The organism is Pseudomonas sp. HS6-2, from assembly GCF_049325675.2.
GTDB lineage: Bacteria > Pseudomonadota > Gammaproteobacteria > Pseudomonadales > Pseudomonadaceae > Aquipseudomonas > Aquipseudomonas putida_N.
The window spans coordinates 4850610-4874771 of record NZ_CM143906.1; the positions used below are offsets into that span (position 1 = coordinate 4850610).

The window sequence follows — 24162 nt, forward strand, 5'->3', positions numbered from 1 at the left end:
GGGGTGCCTATCATACCGGCAAACACTTCCCGGCCATATCACGCAATCTGTGGTTGCTATAGCTACAAGCTATAAGCCATAAGTTACGAGCAGCCTATCGTTGCCCCTGTAGGAGCGAGCTTGTCCCGCGAAGAGGCCGGCACATGAATCGGCAACCTCATGCACAGCCGCAGCCCGCGCTTGCCATTCTCCGCCCACAAGGTTCCGCCTTGGCGCTGGATCGCACTGCGGGCAATGCTCAACCCCAGACCAAAACCGCCATCTCCCGGTCGTGAGCCATCGAGCCGGGAGAACGGTGCAAAGATCCGCTCCAGGTCTTCATTGGCCACACCCCCGCCCTCGTCTTCCAGCCACAAACGCCAATACCCGCCCTCGCGCTGCCCACCCAGCCGCACCAAGCCATTTTCCGGCGAATGGCGGATAGCATTGCGCAGCATGTTCTCCACGGCCTGGGCCAGGTGGTTGAGATTGCCCTCCACCCAGCAACTGCTCGGCAGCTCGCAGCGCAACCGCTCGGCCGACCAGCCACTTTCATAGCTGGCGTCCTCGACCAGCAGGCCCCACAGTGCCTTGACCTGGATCGGTTCTAGGTTCATCGGCGTACGCTCGGCGTCCTGCCAAGCCAGTTGCAACGTGTTCTCGACCAGCTGCTGCATGCAGTCCACCTCACGCCCCAGGCGTTCTCGCAAGCGCGCAAGGTCGGTCTCGCCGTCACAGGCCACGCGCAGGCGGCTGAGCGGCGTGCGCATCTCATGGGACAGGTCGCGCAACAGCTGCTGCTGCATCACCACGGTACTTTGCAGGCGCTCGGCCATCTGATCGAAAGCTCGGGCCAGTTCGCCCAGCTCGTCATGGCGGGCCGTGGTCCGTGAATCCAGGCGGGCCGAAAGCTGGTCGGCACGCCAGGCATTGGCCTGCTCGCGCAGCTGGTTTAGCGGGACGATCAGCATGCGGTACAGGCCAGCACACAGCAGCAAGGTAAACAGGCCGGGGATGATGCCGTTGGTAACGACTTGCCAGGCCAGCCGGTAGTGGCCCGGGTTGAGCCGTTGTGGCAGCTCGATCACCAGCATGCCCTGTTGCGGCGCGCCGGGGAACGGAATGCGCAGCCACGGCTGGTCGACGCTGCGCCGGCTCATGGGCCAGTCGACGCCACGCAGGCGGGTGAGCCGCTGCATGATCTCGGGGCCGAGAATGGCACTGTCGAGGGGCCGCAGGTTGAGGTCGAGCACACCGACCCAGCCGCGTTCGCGCTGCTGCATCGCCGCCACCCAACGGTCCAGCCCCTCCCGCCCTCCGCCACGCCAGGCCGTTTCCGCCTCACTGGCATAGTTGCGCAGCACCTTGCGGGCCGACTCATCGAGAAAGGCGTTCTGGGTTTCCATGTGGCGGCCCCAGGTGTAGCTGAGGCCGATCATCAACAGGCAGAAACCCACCAGCAGGATGGCCAGCTTCCAGAACAGCGAATGGCGATCGAGCATGGCCTACTCCGCTTCGCCAACGCTGAGCACGTAGCCTTTGCCCCACACAGTGCGGACCTCTCGCTCGTGATAGCCGATACTCTTGAGCTTGCGGCGGATCTGACTGACGTGCATGTCGAGGCTGCGGTCGTGTCGCGAGTAACCGCGCTGCAGCACCTGCTGATAAAGGAAGGGCTTGCTCAGCACTTCATCGACATTGCGGTAGAGAACGTCGAACAGGCGGTATTCGCTGGGGGTCATGCCGGCTAGCTGACCACCCAGGCTGACGTCACACAGGCCTTCGTGGAAATGCAGCGCGTCTGCGGCGGGCGCCAGCGGCGGGTGATGACGCCGCTCAAGGGCGACCCGGCGCAGGATCGCCTCGATCCGCACCTGCAGCTCGGCCATGCTGAAGGGCTTGGGCAGGTAATCATCGGCACCACGCTGGAAGCCGCTGATGCGGTCGGCCTCGGCGCCCAGCGCCGACATCAGGATCACCGGCGTGGCGCTATGCTGGCGCAGCCGGGCCAGGGCATCCAGGCCATTGAGGCCAGGCAGCAGGATGTCCATCAGCACCACGTCGAAGCTTTGCCGACCGGCCGCCTCCAGGCCATCCAGGCCATTGCGGCACCAGGTGACCTGGAAGCCGCCACGCTGCAGCTCTTCATGCAGGTACGCACCCAGGACCGGATCGTCCTCGATCGCCAGGATGCGGGATATGTAATTAGCCACAGGATTCATTAGCAACTGCCATTCATTCTCAGTTGCGCAATTATTGTGCATGGTCTTCTTCCAGGCAACCGCCCTGCGACCAATGCGTTGGCCAAGTAACGAAATGACATTCAGTGGGTGCATTAGCGCAGCCAGCGGAGTAACTTTCCGCTTTGTTCCGTCGTAGCGACGACGGTGTCCAGGCACATCACAGGAGGCGAGTGTGCTCGATCGTTTGGGAATCAGAAGCCGGGTGCTGCTGCTTGCACTGCTGCCGGCCAGCCTGATGGCACTGGTGCTGGGCAGCTATTTCACCTGGCTGCAACAAGACCAGTTGCGCACCCAGTTGCTGCAGCGCGGCAAGATGCTCGCCGAGCAGCTGGCACCGCTGGCCGCACCGGCCCTGGCACGGCAGGCACCCGCCCAGCTGGAGCGCATCGCCGCGCAGACCCTGGAGCAGGCCGACGTGCGCGCCGTGGCGTTCCTCGCCCCCGACCGCAGCCGCCTGGCCCATGCCGGGCCGAGCATGATCAACCAGGCCCCCAGCGGCGGCACCGGCACTCAGTTGCTGCAGCGCACCGGCAACGACGCCACCCGTTACCTGATGCCGGTGTTCGGCCACCACCGCGACCTGGCCACCGATGCCGTACCGGCCGAGGCCGAGCGCCTGCTGGGCTGGGTCGAGATCGAGCTGTCCCACGACGGCACGTTGTTGCGCGGCTACCGCAACCTGTTCACCAGCGTGCTGCTGATCCTCGCCTGCCTGGCCCTTAGTGGTCTGCTGGCGATGCGCATGAGCCGCACCATCAATGACCCGATTGCACGCATCAAGCACGCGGTCAACCAGCTCAAGGACGGCCACCTCGACGAACGCTTGCCAGCCATGGGCAGCCATGAACTGGACGAACTGGCCCGCGGCATCAACCGCATGGCCGAAACCCTGCACGGCGCCCACGAGGAGCTGCAGCACAGCATCGACCAAGCCACCGAGGATGTGCGCCAGAACCTGGAAACCATCGAAATCCAGAACATCGAGCTGGACATGGCACGCAAGGAGGCCCTGGAGGCCAGCCGCATCAAGTCGGAGTTCCTGGCCAACATGAGCCACGAGATCCGCACGCCGCTCAATGGCATCCTCGGCTTCACCCACCTGCTGCAGAAGAGCGAGATGACTCCACGGCAGCTGGATTACCTGAGCACCATTGAGAAGTCCGCCGACAACCTGCTGGGGATCATCAACGAGATCCTCGACTTCTCCAAGATCGAGGCCGGCAAGCTGGTGCTCGACAGTGTCCCGTTCAACTTGCGCGACCTGGTCCAGGACACCTTGACCATCCTCGCCCCCGCCGCCCACGCCAAACAGCTCGAACTGCTCAGCCTGATCTACCGCGACACGCCGACGTCGCTGATCGGCGACCCGTTGCGGCTGAAGCAGATCCTCACCAACCTGGTGAGCAACGCGATCAAGTTCACCCGCGAAGGCACCATCGTCGTCAGGGCCATGCTCGAGGACGAACAGGATGACAGCGCCCAGTTGCGCATCAGCGTGCAGGACACCGGCATCGGCCTGTCGCCACAGGACGTGCGTACCTTGTTCCAGGCGTTCAGCCAGGCCGACAACTCGCTGGCCCGCCAGCCCGGTGGTACCGGCCTGGGGCTGGTGATTTCCAAGCGCCTGATCGAGCAGATGGGCGGTGAGATCGGCGTCGACAGCACGCCGGGCGAAGGCTCGCAGTTCTGGATCAGCTTGAGCCTGCCCAAGGCCCACGACGACATCGAGGAGCAACCACTGCAACCGTTGCTGGGGCGCAGAGCGGCCATTGTCGACAGCCATGAACTGGCGCGCCAGGCCCTGGAGCACCAGCTCGAGGACTGTGGCCTGAGCGTCAGCCTGTTCGCCTCTTACGACCAATTGCTGCAAGGCGTGCAGGCAGGCTTCCAGGCCGGCTTGCCATTCGAGTTTGCGGTACTCGGCGCCAACCTCGGCACGCTTTCGCCGGAGCAGCTCGGTCAGTACAACCAGCAGCTGGAACGGTTGCACTGCCAGTGCGTGGTGCTGTGCCCGACCACCGAGCAGGCGCTGTACCACCCCTTCCTGCCTAACGGTCATGGTCAGTTGCTGTCCAAACCGACCTGCACGCGCAAGTTGCGCCGCCTGTTGCTGGAGCTGGTGCAACCGCGCCGCACGCTGGCCGAACCGGCACTGGTCAGCAGCGGCCAACACCGAGCGAAGATCCTGTGCGTCGACGACAACGCCGCCAACCTCCTGCTGGTGCAGACGCTGCTTGAAGACCTGGGCGCCGAAGTGCTGGCAGTCGACAACGGCCATGCCGCCGTGCACGCGGTACAGGCCGAGCCTTTCGACCTGGTGTTGATGGACGTGCAGATGCCCGGTATGGACGGACGGGCCTGCACCGAGCAGATCCGCCTGTGGGAAAAGACCCAGAGTGGCAACCCGTTGCCGATCGTCGCCCTGACTGCCCACGCCATGGCCAACGAAAAACGCGCCTTGTTGCACAGCGGCATGGACGATTACCTGACCAAGCCGATCAGCGAGCGACAGCTGGCCCAGGTGGTCATGAAGTGGACCGGGCTGAGCCTGGGCACATCGCCATTGGAGTATGCCAGCGGGCCGCATGGCGACAGCCATGAGCTGCCGGTACTGGACCCTGACGAAGGCTTGCGCCTGGCCGCCGGCAAGCCGGACCTGGCTGCCGACATGCTGGCCATGCTGCTGGCGTCGCTGGAAAGCGACCGCCAGGCGATTCGCGCTGCGCGCGAGGCGGATGATCCGTCGACATTGATCGAGCAGGTGCACCGGCTCAACGGTGCCTCGCGCTATTGCGGCGTGCCCCAGCTGCGCGCGGCGTGTCAGCGCAGCGAGACCCTGCTCAAGCAGGACAGCCCACAGGCAACGCAGGCGCTGGATGAGCTGGATGCGGCGATCAACCGCTTGGCTGCGCAGGCGCGTCTGAGCGCTTGACGGGATATTTTCGGCGCCTGTGAGATCGAGCGCCGCGCGGGCGGCGCTCAATCTCACAGGCGCCACACAAGCCAAGACATGCACTTCAGAGGAAGCCCACCATGCGCGTTCTGTTGTTCAGCAGCCAGCACTACGACCAGGAAAGCTTCACCCAGGCCGCCCAAGGCAGCGGCCTTGACCTGCACTTCCAGCCCACCCGCCTGACCCTCGACACCGCCGCCCTGGCCCAGGGCTACGAGGTCGTCTGCGCCTTCATCAACGACGAGCTCGGCGCCCAGGTACTGCAGCGCCTGGCCGCTGGCGGTACACGGCTGATCGCCCTGCGCTCGGCCGGCTACAACCATGTCGACCTGGCTGCCGCCCAGCGCCTTGGCCTGGCGGTGGTGCGGGTGCCGGCCTATTCGCCGCATGCCGTGGCCGAGCACGCCGTGGCCCTGATCCTTGCCCTCAACCGCCGCCTGCACCGGGCCTACAACCGCACCCGCGAAGGTGACTTCACCCTCCACGGGCTGACTGGCTTCGACCTGCATGGCAAGACCGTCGGCGTGGTCGGCACCGGCCAGATCGGCGCAGCCTTCGCCCGTATCATGGCCGGCTTCGGCTGCCAACTGCTCGCGTATGACCCCTACCCCAACCCGGAGCTGCTGGCCCTGGGGGCCCGCTACCTGGACCTGCCCGAACTGCTGCGCGAGGCGCGAATCATCAGCCTGCACTGCCCGCTGACCGAGCACACCCGGCACCTGATCAATGCGCAGAGCCTGAACCACTTGCAGCCAGGCGCCATGCTGATCAACACCGGCCGCGGTGCGCTAGTCGACACGCCGGCGCTGATCGACGCCCTGAAAAGTGGCCAGCTCGGCTACCTGGGCCTGGATGTGTATGAAGAGGAAGCCCAGCTCTTTTTCGAGGACCGTTCCGACCTGCCGCTGCAGGATGATGTGCTGGCACGGTTGCTGACCTTCCCCAACGTGATCATCACCGCGCACCAGGCATTCCTGACCCACGAAGCACTGGACGCCATCGCCACCACTACCCTGGACAACATCATCCGCTGGGCGGCGGGTAATCCGCAGAATCTGGTCACCGGTTGATGCTAGGATACGCGGCATTTCTGGAGGACCCATGGTCGAACACGATTTTCGCTACACCCTTTTCAACCCGCAACACACCTTGATCGAGTGCCGCGCCCTGGTTCCGGGCCGTTACCAGGTGACCGGCAACGGTGGCTCGATGCACAAAGGCGACGTCCTGATCGTGACCCTCAAGGGCAGCAAGGACCTGGCCATGCGCCTGACCGTGGAGAGCGTGCGCCACCTGATCAACCCACGCGGCCAGTGGGTGGCCGTGGCCAGCGGCCCGGTGTTCAACGAGCTGGAGATTCTCACCTGGAAGGTCGAGTGCGACAGCTGCGACGCGGTGCTGGACTTCGAGTTCGCCGTCGACGCCAAACTTGGCAAGGCAGCCCGTCAGCCGGCCGCCAGCGCCCGTATCGCAGAACTGGGCTGGGCCAGCCGTGGCGACAAGCATCTGTGCCCGCGTTGCCAGGAGAGCGCCGAGTGAAGAATCTGCTGACCGGTGTGCTGATTGCCACCGGCCTGCTCGGCTGTGCTGCCGAACCTTCGAAGCTGCAGCAGGAACGCAGCTACGTACTGGAGTGGATCGGTGAGCGTCCGCTGATCGACTACAGCCACCTGACCCTGACCCTGGCCAGCGATGGCCGCGCCTATGGCAATGCCGGCTGCAACCACTGGTTTGCGCCGTACACGCTGGAGGGTGAGCACCTGAGCTTCGGCAAGGTCGGCAAGACCCGCAAACTGTGCGCCCCGGCATTGATGGAGCAGGAAAAGCGCTTCCTGCAGGCGCTGGAGACCGTGCAGCGCTGGGATGTGTCGCCCGTCGAGCAGATGCGTTTCTGGCCAGCCGAAGGCAAGCCACTGCGTTTCTGGCCTGAACAAGGCTGAGAATGTTTGGGGCCGCATTGCGGCCCCAAATGCATCAGGCGCCTTTGAGCGCCTTGATTTTGGCCTGCAGCCCTTCCAGGGTCTGCTCACCCAGCAGTTGCTCACGCACCTTGCCCTTGTCATCGATGATGTAGGTCACCGGCAGCGCCTCGCTGCGTGGCAGGTCATAACGCTCGGCCGGGTCCTGCGCCAGCACGGTGAAGCCGATGCCCAAGGCTTCCGCTGCCTGCTTCAGTTCCGGCCCCTGCAGGCCATCGAAGTTCACCCCGAACACCTTGATGCCATCGGCCGCCCATTGCTTGGCCGCCTGGTTCAGCTCGGGTACCTCGGTACGGCACGGGCCACACCATTCGGCCCAGTAATTGAGCACTACCCAGTGCCCGTCGATCTGTTCCGCCTTTACCGTCTTGCCATCTTGGTCCACGCCGTAATCGGCACCGCAACCACCGAGCAACAGGCTCGCGGTGATGGCCAGTACTGCTGCCAGACGCCTTGCCATGGGTCAATCCTTCTCGAAGTTTCAAGCAAATAGGTCAGTCGCTGCGGTTAGAATAGCCGCCACACCCAGCTGGATGCGACCCGACATGACTGACTTGACGCTCTATCATAACCCGCGCTGCTCGAAATCCCGCGGCGCGCTGGAACTGCTCGAACAACGCGGCCTGGCACCGACCATCGTGCGCTACCTGGAAACCCCGCCCGACGCGGCCACCCTCAAGGCCCTGCTCGGCAAGCTGGGTATCGCCCCGCGCCAGCTGCTGCGCAGCGGCGAAGACGAATACAAGGCCCTGGACCTGGGCAACCTGGCGCTGACCGACGCGCAACTGATCGACGCCATGGTCAAAAATCCCAAACTGATCGAACGGCCGATCCTGATTGCTGGTGACAAGGCCGTGATCGGCCGCCCGCCAGAGAAGGTGCTGGAGATCCTGCCGTGAGCGCGCCCTACATCCTGGTGCTGTATTACAGCCGTCACGGTTCGACCAGCGAGATGGCCCGGCATATCGCCCGCGGCATCGAGCTGGCCGGCATGGAAGCGCGCCTGCGCACAGTGCCGGCGATTTCCACCGAGTGCGAAGCGGTGGCCCCGGACATCCCGGCCAGCGGCGCGCTGTACGCCACCCTCGACGACCTGCGCCACTGCGCCGGCCTGGTGCTGGGCAGCCCGACCCGCTTCGGCAACATGGCCGCACCGCTGAAGTATTTCCTCGATGGCACCAGCAGCCTGTGGCTGGGTGGCGAACTGGTCGGCAAACCGGCTGGCGTGTTCACCTCCACCGCCAGCCTGCACGGCGGCCAGGAGACCACCCTGCTGTCGATGATGCTGCCGCTGATGCACCACGGCATGTTGGTGATGGGCCTGCCTTACAGTGAATCGGCACTGCTGGAGACCCGTGGTGGCGGCACCCCTTACGGCGCCAGCCACCATGCCGGCGCCGATGGCAAGCGTGAGCTGGACCAACACGAGATCGCTTTGTGCCGCGCCCTTGGCCAACGCCTGGCGACCACGGCCAAGGCCCTGGAGGCCGCGCGTGGCTAAAAAGCCCAAGGTATTGCCCTCACTCGAATGGCTGGCACCGCGGCTGCGCCTTACGCGGGCGTTGAGCCTGGCATGCTTCTTTGGCCTGATCGCGCTGCTGGTGGTGAACAATCTGTGGTTTGCCAACCTGCATGGGGCACGGGTCGAAGTGATCCTGGCGATCGAGTTGGTGCCGCTGCTGTTGCTGCTGCCGGGCATGCTGATGGGCAGCGCCCGGGCGCATGCCTGGACCTGCTTCGTGGTGAATATCTATTTCATCAAGGGCGTGCTGGCGGCGTTCGACCCGGCGCGTGCAGTGTTTGGTTGGGTGGAAGTGCTGGTGAGCCTGGGGTTGTTCATTGCCGGGCTGCTGTATGTGCGCTGGAAATTCCAGTTCGAACGGCGCATGGCGGGCGAAGGCAGTTGAGTTCGGGGGCCGCTTTGCGGCCCCGGCGATCTCAATGGTTGACGGTATGCGCCAGCATTACCGACAACTGGCACAGCGGTCGCCCGCTCTCTGCGTGCCATTGATTGAACGCTTGCTGCACCAGGGCCAGGTCGCGCTGGCTGGTCGGCTGCTTGTCGATCACCTTCTGTGCAATCAACGCCGCCGCCATGTCTTCAGTGGGGATGAAGGTGTCCTTGCCGACCATGCGCAGGAAGCGCGGTGCCGACAATCCGCCCAGCTGGTTGCCGTGCTTGGCCAGGTACTTCCACAGCCCGACGATGTCGGTCTCCGGCCAGTCGGCGATGAACGCGCCGAAGCTGCCCTTCTCCTTCGCCACGTCGAGGATCATCTGCGCATTGCGCGGCACGCTCTTGAGCTTGCCCAGATGGCGGATGATGCGCTCGTCGTGCATCAACCGCTCCAGGTGCTCGGCGCCCATCAGCACCACCTTTTCCGGGTCGAAGCCGAAGAACACCTGCTCGAACGCAGGCCACTTGGCATCCACCAGGCTGTGCTTGAGCCCGGCGCGGAACACGCGCAGGGCCAGGGTCGACAGGTAGCGGTCGTCAGCGATGGCGCGCAGCTGCGCCGGCGTGCGCGGCTGCGGCAGGAAGGCTTCCAGCGCCTCGGCCGAGCCGAAGCGGTTCAGGCAATATGCGTGCAGCCACTGGTAATCGCGCATGGCCTCAGATGTTCACCACGTCGAGGAAACGCGGGGTAGCGTTCTCGTCGATCTTCAGGCTGGTGAAGTCGAACAGATTGCGGTCGGCCAGCTGCGACGGGGCCACGTTCTGCATGGCGCGGAAGATGCTCTCGGTGCGGCCAGGGTGCTTGCGCTCCCACTCCACCAGCATGTCCTTGACTACCTGGCGCTGCAGGTTCTCCTGCGAGCCGCAGAGGTTGCACGGGATGATCGGGAATTCCTTCATGTCCGAATAGGCCTGGATGTCCTTTTCGCTGCAGTAGGCCAGCGGACGGATGACCACGTTGCGGCCGTCGTCGGCGCGCAGCTTCGGTGGCATGCCCTTGAGCGCGCCGTTGAAGAACATGTTGAGGAAGAAGGTTTCGACGATGTCGTCGCGGTGGTGCCCGAGGGCCATCTTGGTCGCACCGATTTCATCGGCGAAGGTATACAGGGTGCCACGGCGCAGACGCGAGCACAGCGAGCAGGTGGTCTTGCCCTCGGGCACCAGCTCCTTGACCACCGAGTAGGTGTCCTTCTCGACGATGTGGTACTCGACGCCCAGCTCCTTGAGGTAGGCCGGCAGCACATGTTCTGGGAAGCCTGGCTGCTTCTGGTCCATGTTCACCGCGACGATCTCGAACTTGATCGGTGCCACCTTCTGCAGGTGCAACAGAACGTCGAGCATGGTGTAGCTGTCCTTGCCGCCAGACAGGCAGACCATGACCTTGTCGCCATCTTCGATCATGTTGTAGTCGGTGATGGCTTCGCCAGCGAGACGACGCAGGCGTTTTTGCAGTTTGTTCTGGTTGACCGAGAGGGTGCCCATAGCGCTTGGATCCGCGAGGTGTGACAAAAGCCGGCTATTTTACGCACAAACCACGCGCATCTGTAGGGATTCCGATAAAGACTTCAAGGGAATCAACAACGGCCCTGACAGCGCAATTTGCTCTAAAAAGCGCAGTTTGTGCAGGGATTGGCTTCCTATACTGCGACATAAGGCCACATTACCGTTCTGCTTCGGTGTCCTGGCCTCGGGCCGCTTGAGCTCCATGTGGGGGGCGATTGGCAACATTGAGAGGAGTGACCGGCATGATTCATCACGTTGTGGGGCTGTTTACCCATCCCGACCAGGAATGGCGGGAGATTCGTGGCGAAGAAGAAAGCATCAGCCACATGTACCTGACTCATACGCTCATCCTGGCGGCGATTCCCGCCATTTCGGCCTTTATCGGCACAACCCAGGTAGGCTGGGTAATCGGCGGCCGACCGGCGGTGATGCTGACCATGGACAGCGCGATCTGGATGAGCATCATGTCCTACGTGGCGATGCTCGCCGGGGTGGCGGTGATGGGTGCCTTCATCCACTGGATGGCCCGCACCTACGACGCCAGCCCGTCCATGGCGCAATGCATAGCCTTTGCCACCTACACCGCCACCCCGCTGTTCCTCGGCGGCCTGGCGGCGCTCTATCCGCACTTGTGGCTGGGCATGCTGGTGGGGACCGCTGCCATTTGCTACACCGTGTACCTGCTGTATGTCGGCTTGCCGACGTTCATGAACATACCGTCAGATGAAGGCTTCCTGTTCTCAAGCTCCGTGCTGGCAGTGGGCCTCGTTGTGCTGGTGGCGATCATGGCTGCAACCGTGATCATCTGGGGTTTGGGCGTGGGGCCCGTGTACACCAACTAGATCAGATCCAGCCAACATAGGGCATCAAGCCAGAGGCCGCCGCAAGGCGGCCTTTGTCTTTGTCATGATGCCTGCCTGCTGACCGGCGGCTCGGCAACCGCGACAGGCATCCGGCATAATGCCCGGTCAGGAGAACCACCCCGCCATGCCCGAGCTGCTCAAACAACGCGTCGAAACCTGTTACCAGCAAGCCGAAGCCTTCTTCAAACGCCCCTTCCCGCGCCCGGAAGTCAGCTTCAAGCTGCGCGGCCAGAAGGCCGGTGTCGCCCACCTGCACGAAAACCTGCTGCGCTTCAACCTGCAGCTGTATCGCGAGAACCAGGACGACTTCCTGCGCCAGACCGTGGCCCATGAAGTGGCGCACCTGGTGGCCCACCAGCTGTTTGGTGACCGCATCCAGGCCCATGGTGAGGAGTGGCAGCTGATCATGCGCGGGGTGTATGAGCTGCCGCCGAATCGCTGCCACAACTATGAAGTGCAGCGGCGGGTGGTGACCCGTTACATCTACCGCTGCCCATGCCCGGAGGGTGATTTCCCGTTTACCGCGCAGCGGCACAAGCTGGTGCGCCAAGGGCGGCGCTATCTGTGCCGACGCTGCCGGGCGATATTGGTGTACAGCGGCGAAACCCGCGTCGAATAGGCAGGCACAAGAAAGGCGACCCGAGGGTCGCCTTCTTTTTTACCGCATCGGGATCAACGCACCGGGGTTTCTGCAACGCCCAGATCATCGGTAGGTACCGACAACTCCAGCGGCGCGCCACCGGAAGCCAGCTCGGAGGCCAGCTTGTCGTCATCCATCTCTTTCACCCACTTGGCCACGACCACGGTGGCCACGGCGTTGCCGACCAGGTTGGTCAGTGCGCGGGCTTCGGACATGAAGCGGTCGATGCCGAGGATCAGCGCCAGGCCGGCAACCGGCAGGTGGCCGACGGCCGACAGGGTGGCAGCCAGCACGATGAAGCCCGAACCGGTCACGCCGGCAGCACCTTTGGACGCGACCAGCAGCACCAGCAGCAGGGTGATCTGGTGGGTGATGTCCATATGGGTATCGGTGGCCTGGGCGATGAACACCGCAGCCATGGTCAGGTAGATCGAGGTACCGTCAAGGTTGAACGAGTAGCCGGTCGGGATCACCAGGCCGACGACCGACTTCTTGGCACCCAGGCGCTCCATCTTGGCCAGCATGCGTGGCAGAGCCGATTCCGAGGAGGAAGTGCCCAGCACGATCATCAGCTCTTCACGGATGTAGCGGATCAGCTTGAGGACACTGAAGCCGTGAGCGCGGCAGATACCGCCCAGCACCACCAGCACGAACAGCAGGCAGGTGATGTAGAAGCAAGCCATCAGGTAGCCCAGCTGCACCAGCGAACCCACGCCGTACTGGCCGATGGTGAAGGCCATGGCACCGAAGGCACCGACAGGGGCCAGCTTCATGATCATGTTGATGATGTTGAACATGACGTGGGCGAAGCGATCGATCAGGTCCAGTACCGGCTTGCCGTAGCTGCCCAGGCGGTGCAGGGCGAAGCCGAAGATCACCGAGAACATCAGCACTTGCAGGATATCGCCGTTGGCGAAGGCACCCACCACGGTGTTGGGGATGATGTTGAGCAGGAAGCCGACGGTGGTCTGCTGCGCGCCGGCGGCGGCGTAGGCGGCCACGCTGCTGGCGTTCAGGGTGCTGACGTCGATGTGCATGCCTGCACCCGGCTGAACCACGTTGACGACCACCAGGCCGATGATCAGGGCGATGGTAGAGACGATTTCAAAGTACAGCAGTGCGTAGCCGCCAGTCTTGCCGACCGACTTCATGCTCTGCATGCCGGCGATGCCGCTGACCACGGTACAGAAGATGATGGGCGCGATGACCATCTTGATCAGTTTGACGAAACCATCACCCAAAGGCTTAAGGGCGACGCCGGTTTCGGGGTAGAAGTGGCCGAGCAGGATGCCGATGGTGATGGCGACCAACACCTGGACATACAGGGATTTGTACAGCGGCTGACGTGTCGTCATGGCTCATTTTTCCTCAAGTGTGCCGGCTTCACCCTTCCCAGGGTGTGCAAGCACCTGAATCGCTAACCCTCCTGCACCCGGAGGGATTTGTCGTTGTGTTCGAGCTGCCTGGGCAGGCCTCTGCCAAGTGGAATAGCAAGGGCGATGCCAAAGTGCCCAGCAAGGGTGCAAAGGCAGTGTTTGCTGGGCGTAAATGCCCAACGACGGGGCGAATTCCCTGAGATGTGGTGGCGGATTTCCGCCCGGTGGCGGGAAATGTACAGGGGATGTGGCGGGATTCCGCCCGGGCGGCAGATCAATCGAGGTGCAAGGTGATGCAGAAGGCGGCCCCGCCCAGCGCGGATTCATCCAGCGTCAGCTCGGCGCCATAGCTGTCGACGATGTCCTTGACCACCGCCAGGCCAATGCCCTGCCCCGGATGTTGCCGGTCCAGCCGTTCACCGCGTTCGAGAATTCGTTCACGCTGGTCAGCCGGCACCCCGGGGCCGTCGTCCTCGACGCACAGTGTCAGCGTGCCGCGCCCCTCCTGCAGGCTCACCCGCAGGTGCCCCAGGCTCAACCGGTAGGCGTTCTCCAGCAGATTGCCCAGCAGCTCCAGCAACGCACCCTGCTCGATCGGCACATGCGACTGCGCAGGCACATCCAGCTCGACCTCCACCCGCTTGTCGCGATAGACCTTGGCCAAGGTGCTGCACAAGCTCTCCAGCACCGGCAGCAGCAATACGCTGTGGCGCACCAGGCCGCTCTTGCGCAGGCTGGCTCGCTGCAGCTGGTAATCGATCTGCTGGCTCATGCGCTCGATCTGGCTCTGCAGCACCTGTGCCTGTTCGCGTTCGCCAGCACGCTGCTGCATGCTCTCTCCCACGCCCTGCAACACTGCCAGCGGAGTCTTCAGGCTGTGTGCCAGGTCGCCTAGTGAATCGCGATAGCGGGTGCGCTGCTCGCGTTCGCTGCTCAGCAACCGGTTCAGCGAGCGTGTCAGGCGCAGCAATTCGCGGGGGTGCTCGCCGCTGAGGCCATCACGTGCGCCGGACTCCACCTCATCCAGCTCAAGGCTCAGCCGACGTAATGAGCGCAATCCCCAGGTCAGGCCGGCCCAGAGCAGTGCCAGCAAGGCCAGCAGGGCCGCACCAAAACCTAGGTAAAGCTTTTCGCGCAGACCATTGAGCGTGGCCTTGTATTCACTCACTGGCTGCAGCGCCACGATGCTGTAGGCCGCGCTCTGGCCACCGAGCAGTTTGATCTCGACGTCATAGACGAAGAACTCTTCGCCATCCTCCTGGTGGATACGGGCGAACTCGTTACCACGCCCGTCGTAGCGCGGGCGGTAATTGATGTGCCGATCGGCGGTGGCGCGCGAGCGCCAGACCAGGTTGCCGTCACGGTCGAAGATGTAGCCCAGCAGGCCGGTGTATGGCAGGTTGTAGCGCTCGTCCGGCAGCAGCTCGGGCATCAGCAACTGGCCATGCTCGATGCGCGCCGCGGAGATCAGCGTGGTCACGTCCGACGCCAGGCGCTGCTCGATCGACTCCTGCAGGGCGAGGCTGAATGCCTTCTGCAGCGCCGGCAACAGCGCCAGCATGAACAGCAGCGCCAGCACCGCTGCCGCGAGCATCAGGCGTACCCGCAGCGAGCGGATCATCTGCAGCGCTCGGTGAACAGATAGCCGAGGCCGCGCACCGTGTCGATCGGCTTGAAGCCGCTCTCACCCTCGAGCTTGCGACGCAGGCGACCGACCAGCACCTCGATGACGTTGGGGTCGCGTTCCTCGTCGCCGGGATAGAGCTGCTCCATCAGGCGGTCCTTGGCCACCACTTGCTGGTGATGACGCATGAGGTACTCGAGGATGCGGTACTCATAGGCCGTCAGTGCCAGCGGCTGCTCATCCAGGGTTGCCTGTTTGCGATTGAGGTCCAGCACCAGGGGGCCGGCGGCAATGGTCGACTGGGTGAAACCGCTGGAACGACGCAGCAAGGCGTTCAGGCGCGCTTCGAGCTCCTCGAACTGGAACGGCTTGACCAGATAGTCGTCGGCACCGGCTGCCAGGCCTTCGACCTTGTCCTGCCAGTTGCCACGGGCGGTGAGAATGAGGATGGGGAAGGTCTTGCCCTGGCTGCGCAGGCGGCCGATCAGCTCGAGACCGCTGATGCCAGGCAGGCCCAGGTCGACAATGGCCAGGTCGAAATGGAAGTGCTCGGCCTGGTACAGCGCTTCTTCGGCATTGGCCACGGCTTCGACCACATGGCCGCTTTCACCCAGGCGCGTGTGGAGGTGGTGCCGCAGCAGGGCTTCGTCCTCGACCACCAGCAATTTCATGTAGCACTCCTATTTATGTATTGCCTGTGCTGGCCTCTTCGCGGGACAAGCCCGCTCCTACAGGGATCGCACAGGTTCGAAGGCTGTGCAATCCCTGTAGGAGCGGGCTTGTCCCGCGAAAGGGCCGGCACAGGATAACCCGGCTCGCCGGTCAGAACTTGTAGCTGGCTGCCAGGTAGGTCTGGGCACTGCTGGTCAGGCGCAGGGTGCCTTCCTTCGGCCCGCCACTGGCGCCCACCTCCGTTGCAGCATTGGTACGCAGGTAACGGTAGCCCAGCTCGACCGAAGCCTGGTCGGTGATGTCCTGGATAACGCCGGCCTGCAAGCCGTAGGCATAGCCATAGTCGGTATCGCGGCTGGCCCCTGGCGAATCCTGGGTCAGCTTGGTCATGCCCAGGCTGCCACCGCCGAACAGCTTGGTGGTATCCCCCACCGGCAGGAGCAGGTCGTAGCTGCCGAGCAGGTTTTCCTGGCGCAACTTGTAACCACTGTGGTCGCCGGAAACGTTGTCGTAGGTCAGGTAGTAGCGTGCCTGATCATTGATCTTGCCCAGGCGCACGCCCCAGGTATCATCCTTGCCGATGATGCCGTCGGCGTTCAGGTGGTCGGTGTTGCTCTGCAGCAGTCCGGACTTGCGGACCTTGTCGCTGGTCTGCCCGTACGTGAAGCTGGCGAAAGTATCTTCGGCCGCCTGGGCAGAGGTCATGCCAGCGGCGCAAACGGCCATGGCAGCGAGCAGGGTGTTGAAGGTTTTCATGGCTTCTTACTCCAGTTGAATGCGCTGTTGCGGTCTGGAAGCTAGAGTAAGCAAGGTGCCCTGAACCGCGACTGAACCCTGGCTGAACCGCGGCTGAACGATCTGTTGAACAAGGAGTAGTGAACATGCGTGCCCTGCTGGCCCTGACCCTGATGTGCAGCGCCGCCCTCGCCCAAGCGGCGGTGCAGACCCGCGAGATCCGTTACCAAGATGCCGACGGCACCGCGCTGATGGGCTATTACGCCTACGACGATGCCGTGAAGGGCGAGCGCCCGGGTGTGCTGGTAGTGCACGAATGGTGGGGGCTGAACGACTATGCCAAACGCCGTGCGCGCGATCTTGCCGGGCTGGGCTACAGCGCGCTGGCCATCGACATGTATGGCGAAGGCAAGCACACCGAGCACCCGCAGGACGCCCAGGCATTCATGGCCGCGGCGATGAAGGACCCGAAAGCGGCGGCCAGGCGCTTCGACGCCGGGCTCGACCTGCTGAGGAAACAACCCTATACCGACAAGCACAAGCTCGGCGCGGTGGGCTACTGCTTCGGCGGCAAGGTGGTGCTGGATGCCGCACGCCGGGGCGCGCGGCTGGATGGCGTGGTGAGTTTCCACGGCGCACTGGCCACCCAGACACCGGTCACCGAGCCTGGCGTGGTGCGGGCCTACCTGCTGGTCGAACACGGGGCGGACGACAGCATGGTCACCCCGCAGCAGGTGGACGCCTTCAAGAAAGAGATGGATGCAGCCAAGGTCAACTACCAGTTCGTCAGCATTCCGGGCGCCAAGCATGGTTTCACCAACCCGGATGCAGACCGGCTGAGCCATGGCGATCATGGCGGGCCTGACATTGGCTACAACGAGGCAGCAGACAAGAGCTCGTGGGCAGACATGCAGGCGTTCTTCAAGCAGGTATTCAAGTAGAGAGCGCTGGGGCCGCTGTGCGGCCACCATCTCCCACATGAGACTCCCGGCTGGCACAATACCGGTCATGAACACACTCCCCGCCTGCTGCGCCCCGCTCCAGCATCACTGGCCCCTGCCCCGCCCGCTGCCCGGCGCGGTGCTGGTCAGTTGCGCCTTCGACCCCGCCCACCTGGCCGCCGATGACTTCCAGCGCGCCGGTATCGTACCCAGCGCCAGCCTGCAATGCTCGGTGGCCAAGCGCCAGGCCGAGTACCTGGCCGGCCGTGTCTGCGCCCGTGCCGCGCTGCTGCGCCTGGATGGCCGCGACTACGTCCCTGGCACCCATGAGGACCGCTCACCGATCTGGCCCGCGGATATCCACGGCTCGATCACCCATGGCAAAGGCTGGGCCGCCGCTGTGGTCGCTGCCGATGGGGCCTGCCGCAGCCTGGGCCTGGACCAGGAAGCGCTGCTGGAAGATGAGCGCGCCGAGCGGCTGATGGGCGAGATTCTGACGCCTGCCGAACGCGAGCGCCTGGACCGCAGCCAGCTGGGCCTGACGGTCACCCTGACCTTCTCGCTCAAGGAAAGCCTGTTCAAGGCGCTCTACCCACTGACCCGGCAGCGCTTCTATTTCGAGCACGCCGAGGTGCTGGAATGGTCAGTCGATGGCCTGGCGCGCCTGCGCCTTCTCACCGACCTGTCACCCGAATGGCGACACGGCGCCGAAGTCGAAGGCCAGTTCTGCTTGCAAGACGGCCACCTGCTCAGCCTGATCAGCGTCTGAGCCCTACTGCGGCGCCTGCTCACGCGGCCAGTTGAGGCTGAAGCAGGCCCCGCCCAGCGCCTCGCTGCGCCCTACCGTAGCGCGGCCGGCATGCCAGTAGATGATCCGCCGCACGATCGACAGGCCCAGGCCATGCCCACCAGAAGCGCGGGTGCGGCTGTCGTCGAGCCGGGTGAAGGGGGTGAAGATGCGATCCCAGAAACCCTCGGGGATGCCCGGGCCATCGTCTTCCACATCGATGCGGCAACGCTGCTGGCCCAGCTGGTAGCTCAAGCGTACTTCACTGCCAGCATGGCGCAGCGCATTGCTCACCAGGTTCTGCAGCGCACGATGCAGGTAACGCGGCTCGGCCTCGACCCAGCAGCCGTCGCTGGCCTGGCACGCCCCGCGCAGCAAGCGGACCTTGCTGTTGAGCGGCGCCAGCTCTTCGATCACCCGGTCGAACAGCGCATCCAGCTCGACACGCTGGAATTTCAGCGCCGGCGCGCCCTGCTCCAGGCGTGCGTAGGTCAGCATCTCGTCGACCAGCCTGTCGAGGTCCTGGATATCGCCATCCATGCCGACCAGGTGCTTGGCGCGTGCCTGCTCGGTGGGCGCGCTTTCGATCATCTCCAGGCCAAAGCGCAAGCGTGCCACTGGCGTGCGCAGTTCGTGGGACACCGCGCGCACCAGCTCGCGTTGCATGTTAAGCGAACGCTGCAGGTGCTCGGCCATGCCATTGAACGCAGCGGCCAGGCGCCCCACCGAATCGGCATCACCGGCCGGCACGCGGGTGTCCAGGCTGCCCTGGGCGATGCGCGTGGCGGCGATTTCCATGCCTGACACGCGCCGTTCCAGCTGGCGCACCAGCAGATACACCACCAGGCCGATCAGGCACAGGCCAAGGAAGGCGATCAGGATCAACAACTGTGGCGGATAAGGGTTGAGCTGATACAGCGGGCCGATCTCCAGCACCAGTGGAGAGCCTGGCAGGCCGGCGAACACGCGGATGGAATCGCCATCGCGGCCCAGCGCCATCACCGTGTCCCCTTCCTCCACCCGGCGCCGCTGATCATCGTCCAGGCCGACCCGCTCGATGCGTTGCAAGGCGACGCCAAAGCCGAAGCCCTTGCTCTGGGTGATTTCTGCCAGGCGCTGTTGCTGCTCGGTCACCGGGTAGCGCACCAGCTCATCGGCCAGCAGGTAAAGCGTGGCACGCGCCAGCTGCTCGCTGACCTGCTTGACCTGGGCCACCAGCAACAAGTCCTCCTGGCCGACCTTGCGCAGCACCTGGGCAGCGTGCGGCCCGGTCTTCTCCACCACCACCAGGCCACGGTACAGGCGGGCGCGCTGGCCACCATCCAAAGTGCGCGCCGTCATCGGCTGCAGTTCGAGTGGCACGCCCAGCAACCGCCCCCACATCAGCAGCGAGCGCTTGCGCTCGGTTTCATTCTGCTGCGCCAGGTTGTCGGCCATAAGGCTGAACGTACCCTGGGCCAACCGCTCGCGGTGCTGGGCCGCGCGCACTTCGTTGACCAGATGCAGGCTGAGCACGCCGAGCAACGCCACCAGCACCAGCACCGCAAGCATCCCGCCGTAGATGCGCAGGAAGATCGAACGGTTCATGGGGCATCGCCGACGAACAGGTAACCCTTGCTGCGCAGCGTTTTGATCAGCCGCGGGTGGATCGGGTCGTCGCCGATCTTGGGGCGAATCCTGGAAATGCGCACATCGATGGAGCGGTCCTGGCCGTCGTAACCGACCCCGCGCAAGGCAGTGAAGATCTGCTCGCGCGTCAGCACCCGCCCGGCGTTGCTGGCCAGCAGCCAGAGCAGGTCGAATTCAGCACCGGTGAGGTCGATCTGCTGCGCGTCGAGCCAGGCTTCACGCAGGCGGTTGTCGATGCGCAGCGGCCCGAAGGCCAAGTCGTGGCGTTTGTTGTCGGGGCCTTCGCTGCGCCGCAGCAGGGCCTGGATCCGCGCCAGCAGCAAGCGCGGCCGCACCGGCTTGCACACATAGTCGTCGGCCCCCAGGTCCAGGCCCTGGACCTGATCGAGTTCGTCGCTACGGGCCGTCAGCATCAGAATCGGGCCGGGATACTGGCCACGCACGCGGCGGCAGATGCTCAGGCCGTCTTCACCGGGGAGCATCAGATCGAGAATCACCAGGTCCGGCTGGCTGTCGACAATGCGGCGCGCGGCGCGGGCGCCATCGCCCTCCACGGCGACCTCGTAGCCGTTGGCCTGCAAGTATTCGGCAGTGAGCTCGGCCAGGCGCTGGTCGTCTTCGACGATGAGGATGCGGTTGCTGGGTTGGTCCATGGCCCCTGCCTTTGAATTGTTGTTGTACTGTCGGTACCGGCCTTTAACCAAAAGGCAACATCACCCCCGGATACTACGTGCCGCCCGTCGGCACTGCCAACCCGCCCGACGGCAGCCTCGACTGAACCGATTTTTGTGGTAGGGTTCGCGCCCGAAAAATTCTGCCTGGGGGCAGCGACCGAGAGAAAAATAGTGCACGCCACTTGGCACTAGGCCTACAGCGATTACCCACTATTCACTCACAAAGTACGCACAAGTTATCCACAGGCGGTCGCCTTGCAAAGACCCCTGTACCGCATTATCTTGTATCCCCAGCACAGCAAACCACTAGATGTTGGGTTTCAGTCACCAACGCCAAGCATGAGTCAGCAGAAAAATTCAAGGTTTTTTTCTGGCAGAACTCGTCGTGGTTTCATCGATCCAACCGCTCCTAGCGGATACTGAACAGCCTGCTCTGGCTCACCCCAGGGCATTTGACTTCGGCCAGGGAGCGGCAAGGTTCTTGCCCCCATTTCCTGATCTGTCCCGAAGTCGGTACGCCCGAGCGGGTGGATGCGCGTGCATGACGCATCCTCGCCAAGGCCATCGAGCAAGTGGACGGAACGGTGGGCGCCCCAAAGGCGCCTGAACACTATAGAAACTGTGGAGACACCCACCCATGCAAACCGACACAACTCGCGAGAGCCCGCAGGCCAAGGCGCCGCAGGCCGCCGATTCCAACCAGGATCTGGCCGCCACCGCCCCAGGCCAACTGCGCGTGATCAAGCGCAACGGCACTGTCGTCCCCTACACCGACGACAAGATCACCGTGGCCATCACCAAGGCGTTCCTCGCAGTTGAAGGCGGCACCGCCGCTGCCTCGTCGCGCATCCACGACACCGTCGCGCGCCTGACCGAGCAGGTCACTGCCACGTTCAAGCGTCGCATGCCATCGGGTGGCACCATCCACATCGAAGAAATCCAGGACCAGGTCGAACTGGCCCTGATGCGTGCCGGCGAGCAGAAAGTCGCCCGTGACTACGTGATCTACCGCGACCAGCGCGCCAAGGAGCGTGCCACCCGCGCCCACACCGACGCCGTGGTCGAGCCGCACCCAAGCATCCGCATCACCCTGGCCGACGGCAGCCTGGCGCCGCTGGACATGGCGCGCCTGAACACCATCATCAGCGAAGCCTGCGAAGGCCTGGCCGAAGTCGATGGCGACCTGATCCAGCGCGAAACCCTGAAGAACCTGTACGACGGCGTGGCCATCAAGGACGTCAACACCGCCCTGGTGATGACCGCCCGTACCCTGGTCGAGCGTGAGCCGAACTACTCTTTCGTCACCGCCCGCCTGCTGATGGACACCCTGCGTGCCGAAGGCCTGGGCTTCCTCAACGTCGCCGACAGCGCCACCCACCACGAGATGGCCGACCTGTACGCCAAGGCCCTGCCGGCCTATGTCGCCAAAGGTATCGAGTTCGAGCTGCTGAACCCGGCACTGGCCGACTTCGACCTGGAAAAACTGGGCAAGGCGATCAACCACGAGCGCGACCAGCAGTTCACCTACCTGGGCCTGCAGACCCTGTACGACCGCTACTTCATCCACAAGGATGGCGTGCGCTTCGAGCTGCCACAGGTGTTCTTCATGCGTGTGGCTATGGGCCTGGCGCTGGAAGAAAAAGACAAAGAAGCCCGTGCGATCGAGTTCTACAACCTGCTCTCGTCGTTCGACTACATGGCTTCGACCCCGACCCTGTTCAACGCCGGTACCCTGCGTCCACAGCTGTCGAGCTGCTACCTGACCACCGTGCCGGACGACCTGTCGGGCATCTACCACGCGATCCACGACAACGCCATGCTGTCGAAATTCGCCGGTGGCCTGGGCAACGACTGGACCCCTGTGCGTGCACTGGGCTCCTACATCAAGGGCACCAACGGCAAATCCCAGGGCGTCGTGCCGTTCCTGAAAGTGGTCAACGACACCGCCGTCGCCGTGAACCAGGGTGGCAAGCGCAAAGGCGCCGTGTGTGCCTACCTGGAAACCTGGCACCTGGACATCGAAGAATTCATCGAGCTGCGCAAGAACACCGGTGATGACCGTCGTCGTACCCACGATATGAACACCGCCAACTGGATCCCTGACCTGTTCATGAAGCGCGTCTTCGATGACGGCAAGTGGACCCTTTTCTCGCCATCGGAAGTGCCTGATCTGCACGACCTGACCGGCAAGGCCTTCGAAGAGCGCTACGAGTACTACGAAGCCCTGACCGAGTACAACAAGATCAAGGTATTCAAGACCATCCAGGCCAAAGACCTGTGGCGCAAGATGCTGTCGATGCTGTTCGAGACCGGCCACCCGTGGCTGACCTTCAAGGACCCGTGCAACCTGCGTTCGCCGCAGCAGCACGTGGGCGTGGTGCACAGCTCGAACCTGTGCACCGAGATCACCCTGAACACCAACAAGGACGAGATCGCGGTCTGCAACCTGGGCTCGATCAACCTGCCGAACCACATCGTCGACGGCAAGCTGGACACCGCCAAGCTGCAACGCACCGTGAACACCGCCGTGCGCATGCTCGACAACGTGATCGACATCAACTACTACTCGGTGCCGCAAGCGCGTAACTCGAACTTCAAGCACCGTCCGGTCGGCCTGGGCATCATGGGCTTCCAGGACGCGCTGTACCTGCAGCACATCCCGTACGGCTCCGACGCTGCCGTCGAGTTCGCCGACAAGTCGATGGAAGCGGTCAGCTACTACGCGATCCAGGCCTCCTGCGACCTGGCCGACGAACGTGGCGCCTACGAGACCTTCCAGGGTTCGCTGTGGTCCAAGGGCATCCTGCCGCTGGATTCGCAACAGATCCTGATCGAGGCCCGTGGCCAGAAGTACATCGACGTCAACCTGGAAGAGTCGCTGGACTGGGCGCCGGTCCGTGCCCGCGTGCAGAAAGGCATTCGTAACTCGAACATCATGGCCATCGCGCCAACCGCGACCATCGCCAACATCACCGGCGTGTCGCAGTCGATCGAGCCGACCTACCAGAACCTGTACGTGAAATCGAACCTGTCGGGCGAGTTCACCGTGATCAACCCGTACCTGGTCCGCGACCTGAAGGCCCGCGGCCTGTGGGACTCGGTCATGATCAACGACCTGAAGTACTACGACGGTTCGGTGCAGCAGATCGAGCGTATCCCGCAAGAACTGAAAGACCTGTACGCCACTGCGTTCGAAGTCGAAACCAAGTGGATCGTCGACGCCGCCTCGCGTCGCCAGAAGTGGATCGACCAGGCTCAGTCGCTGAACCTGTACATCGCCGGCGCCTCGGGCAAGAAGCTGGACGTGACCTACCGCATGGCCTGGTACCGTGGTCTGAAGACCACCTACTACCTCCGTGCCCTGGCCGCGACCAGCACCGAGAAGTCGACCATCAACACCGGCAAGCTCAACGCCGTTTCCAGCGGCGGCGACAGCGCCCCGATCCAGGCAGCCGGCCCAGCGCCAGTGCCAAAGGCCTGCGCGATCGACGAGCCTGACTGCGAAGCCTGCCAGTAAGGCTTGAATGCCGCGAGGGGTGCCCACGGGTGCCCCTTGCGGCATTTTTGTATCCGCGTCCCCGAGAAACCTTGCCCTTTGCCCAGCGCT

At 63.8% G+C, this 24162-nt stretch carries 23 protein-coding genes; 12 read left to right on the top strand and 11 right to left on the bottom strand.

Features of this window, described 5'->3' with window-relative positions; all coding sequences use genetic code 11:
• Nucleotides 1–83: 83 nt before the first annotated feature.
• Nucleotides 84–1481 carry a histidine kinase sensor domain-containing protein gene (locus ACOKS3_RS22655; RefSeq protein WP_422762952.1) on the bottom strand — a complete coding sequence of 466 codons (1398 nt, stop codon included), beginning with the start codon at nt 1479–1481 and terminating at the stop codon, nt 84–86.
• 3 nt (nt 1482–1484) lie between these two features.
• Nucleotides 1485–2201 carry a response regulator transcription factor gene (locus tag ACOKS3_RS22660; protein ID WP_463581455.1) on the bottom strand — a complete coding sequence of 239 codons (717 nt, stop codon included), beginning with the start codon at nt 2199–2201 and terminating at the stop codon, nt 1485–1487.
• A gap of 193 nt (nt 2202–2394) precedes the next feature.
• Between ACOKS3_RS22660 and ACOKS3_RS22665 the strand changes: the two genes are divergently transcribed.
• The 4 genes from ACOKS3_RS22665 (at nt 2395) to ACOKS3_RS22680 (ending at nt 7115) form a co-directional block, all read left to right on the top strand.
• A complete protein-coding gene (locus ACOKS3_RS22665) occupies nt 2395–5154 on the top strand; it encodes a response regulator (protein WP_422762950.1) in 2760 nt (919 codons plus the stop codon).
• Between the two features lie 101 nt (nt 5155–5255).
• A complete protein-coding gene (locus ACOKS3_RS22670; RefSeq protein ID WP_103449496.1) occupies nt 5256–6245 on the top strand; it encodes a 2-hydroxyacid dehydrogenase in 990 nt (329 codons plus the stop codon).
• Between the two features lie 31 nt (nt 6246–6276).
• A complete protein-coding gene (locus ACOKS3_RS22675) occupies nt 6277–6714 on the top strand; it encodes a hypothetical protein (RefSeq protein WP_079226860.1) in 438 nt (145 codons plus the stop codon).
• Nucleotides 6711–7115 carry an META domain-containing protein gene (locus ACOKS3_RS22680; protein ID WP_422762949.1) on the top strand — a complete coding sequence of 135 codons (405 nt, stop codon included), beginning with the start codon at nt 6711–6713 and terminating at the stop codon, nt 7113–7115. The genes ACOKS3_RS22675 and ACOKS3_RS22680 overlap by 4 nt, the downstream gene beginning before the upstream one ends.
• Before the next feature lie 34 nt (nt 7116–7149).
• Here the strand turns inward: ACOKS3_RS22680 and ACOKS3_RS22685 are convergent, their stop codons facing one another.
• A complete protein-coding gene (locus tag ACOKS3_RS22685; protein WP_103449495.1) occupies nt 7150–7614 on the bottom strand; it encodes a TlpA disulfide reductase family protein in 465 nt (154 codons plus the stop codon).
• Nucleotides 7615–7699: 85 nt separating this feature from the next.
• Between ACOKS3_RS22685 and arsC the strand changes: the two genes are divergently transcribed.
• The 3 genes from arsC to ACOKS3_RS22700 are packed head-to-tail and all read left to right on the top strand — an operon-like array spanning nt 7700 to nt 9061.
• Complete coding sequence (gene arsC / locus ACOKS3_RS22690; RefSeq protein WP_103449494.1) at nt 7700–8053, top strand: arsenate reductase (glutaredoxin); 354 nt, start codon at nt 7700–7702, stop codon at nt 8051–8053.
• Nucleotides 8050–8655, top strand: coding sequence for an NAD(P)H:quinone oxidoreductase (gene wrbA / locus ACOKS3_RS22695; RefSeq protein ID WP_016501124.1), 606 nt, complete (start codon nt 8050–8052; stop codon nt 8653–8655). The genes arsC and wrbA overlap by 4 nt, the downstream gene beginning before the upstream one ends.
• Nucleotides 8648–9061, top strand: coding sequence for a DUF2069 domain-containing protein (locus tag ACOKS3_RS22700; protein ID WP_103449493.1), 414 nt, complete (start codon nt 8648–8650; stop codon nt 9059–9061). The genes wrbA and ACOKS3_RS22700 overlap by 8 nt, the downstream gene beginning before the upstream one ends.
• A 31-nt stretch (nt 9062–9092) precedes the next feature.
• Here ACOKS3_RS22700 and ACOKS3_RS22705 read toward each other — a convergent pair whose 3' ends face one another.
• Nucleotides 9093–9764 carry a DNA-3-methyladenine glycosylase I gene (locus ACOKS3_RS22705; RefSeq protein WP_103449492.1) on the bottom strand — a complete coding sequence of 224 codons (672 nt, stop codon included), beginning with the start codon at nt 9762–9764 and terminating at the stop codon, nt 9093–9095.
• 4 nt (nt 9765–9768) lie between these two features.
• Nucleotides 9769–10593: a tRNA 2-thiocytidine(32) synthetase TtcA gene (gene ttcA, locus ACOKS3_RS22710; RefSeq protein ID WP_027918067.1), complete on the bottom strand. Its 825-nt coding sequence runs from the start codon at nt 10591–10593 to the stop codon at nt 9769–9771.
• Between the two features lie 263 nt (nt 10594–10856).
• On the opposite strand from ttcA, the gene ACOKS3_RS22715 reads away from it, so the two are divergent.
• Nucleotides 10857–11456 (top strand): Yip1 family protein, encoded by a 600-nt coding sequence (locus ACOKS3_RS22715; RefSeq protein WP_103449491.1) that lies wholly within the window; start codon nt 10857–10859, stop codon nt 11454–11456.
• A 145-nt stretch (nt 11457–11601) separates the two neighbouring features.
• On the top strand, nt 11602–12096 hold the full coding sequence (locus tag ACOKS3_RS22720; protein ID WP_422762948.1) for a SprT family zinc-dependent metalloprotease: 495 nt from the start codon (nt 11602–11604) through the stop codon (nt 12094–12096).
• Nucleotides 12097–12149: 53 nt separating this feature from the next.
• On the opposite strand, the gene ACOKS3_RS22725 is transcribed toward ACOKS3_RS22720, so the two are convergent.
• From ACOKS3_RS22725 to ACOKS3_RS22740, 4 genes are all read right to left on the bottom strand, one after another.
• On the bottom strand, nt 12150–13472 hold the full coding sequence (locus tag ACOKS3_RS22725) for a dicarboxylate/amino acid:cation symporter (protein ID WP_060509215.1): 1323 nt from the start codon (nt 13470–13472) through the stop codon (nt 12150–12152).
• Nucleotides 13473–13767: 295 nt separating this feature from the next.
• Nucleotides 13768–15114 carry an ATP-binding protein gene (locus ACOKS3_RS22730; RefSeq protein WP_103449489.1) on the bottom strand — a complete coding sequence of 449 codons (1347 nt, stop codon included), beginning with the start codon at nt 15112–15114 and terminating at the stop codon, nt 13768–13770.
• Nucleotides 15111–15788, bottom strand: coding sequence for a response regulator (locus ACOKS3_RS22735; protein WP_103449488.1), 678 nt, complete (start codon nt 15786–15788; stop codon nt 15111–15113). The genes ACOKS3_RS22730 and ACOKS3_RS22735 overlap by 4 nt, the downstream gene beginning before the upstream one ends.
• A 151-nt stretch (nt 15789–15939) precedes the next feature.
• A complete protein-coding gene (locus ACOKS3_RS22740) occupies nt 15940–16545 on the bottom strand; it encodes an outer membrane protein (RefSeq protein ID WP_103449487.1) in 606 nt (201 codons plus the stop codon).
• 125 nt (nt 16546–16670) lie between these two features.
• On the opposite strand from ACOKS3_RS22740, the gene ACOKS3_RS22745 reads away from it, so the two are divergent.
• Both ACOKS3_RS22745 and ACOKS3_RS22750 read left to right on the top strand, forming a co-directional pair.
• Nucleotides 16671–17465 carry a dienelactone hydrolase family protein gene (locus ACOKS3_RS22745; protein WP_422762947.1) on the top strand — a complete coding sequence of 265 codons (795 nt, stop codon included), beginning with the start codon at nt 16671–16673 and terminating at the stop codon, nt 17463–17465.
• A gap of 67 nt (nt 17466–17532) precedes the next feature.
• The gene (locus tag ACOKS3_RS22750; protein ID WP_422762946.1) at nt 17533–18234 is read left to right on the top strand and encodes a 4'-phosphopantetheinyl transferase family protein; all 702 of its coding nucleotides are present in this window, start codon (nt 17533–17535) and stop codon (nt 18232–18234) included.
• A 3-nt stretch (nt 18235–18237) separates the two neighbouring features.
• Here the strand turns inward: ACOKS3_RS22750 and ACOKS3_RS22755 are convergent, their stop codons facing one another.
• Nucleotides 18238–19839 (bottom strand): ATP-binding protein, encoded by a 1602-nt coding sequence (locus tag ACOKS3_RS22755; protein ID WP_422762945.1) that lies wholly within the window; start codon nt 19837–19839, stop codon nt 18238–18240.
• The gene (locus ACOKS3_RS22760) at nt 19836–20534 is read right to left on the bottom strand and encodes a response regulator (RefSeq protein ID WP_103449483.1); all 699 of its coding nucleotides are present in this window, start codon (nt 20532–20534) and stop codon (nt 19836–19838) included. Before ACOKS3_RS22760 ends, ACOKS3_RS22755 begins: the two co-directional genes overlap by 4 nt.
• Before the next feature lie 658 nt (nt 20535–21192).
• Between ACOKS3_RS22760 and ACOKS3_RS22765 the strand changes: the two genes are divergently transcribed.
• Nucleotides 21193–24072, top strand: coding sequence for a ribonucleoside-diphosphate reductase subunit alpha (locus ACOKS3_RS22765; protein ID WP_422762944.1), 2880 nt, complete (start codon nt 21193–21195; stop codon nt 24070–24072).
• The last annotated feature ends 90 nt before the right edge of the window (nt 24073–24162 follow it).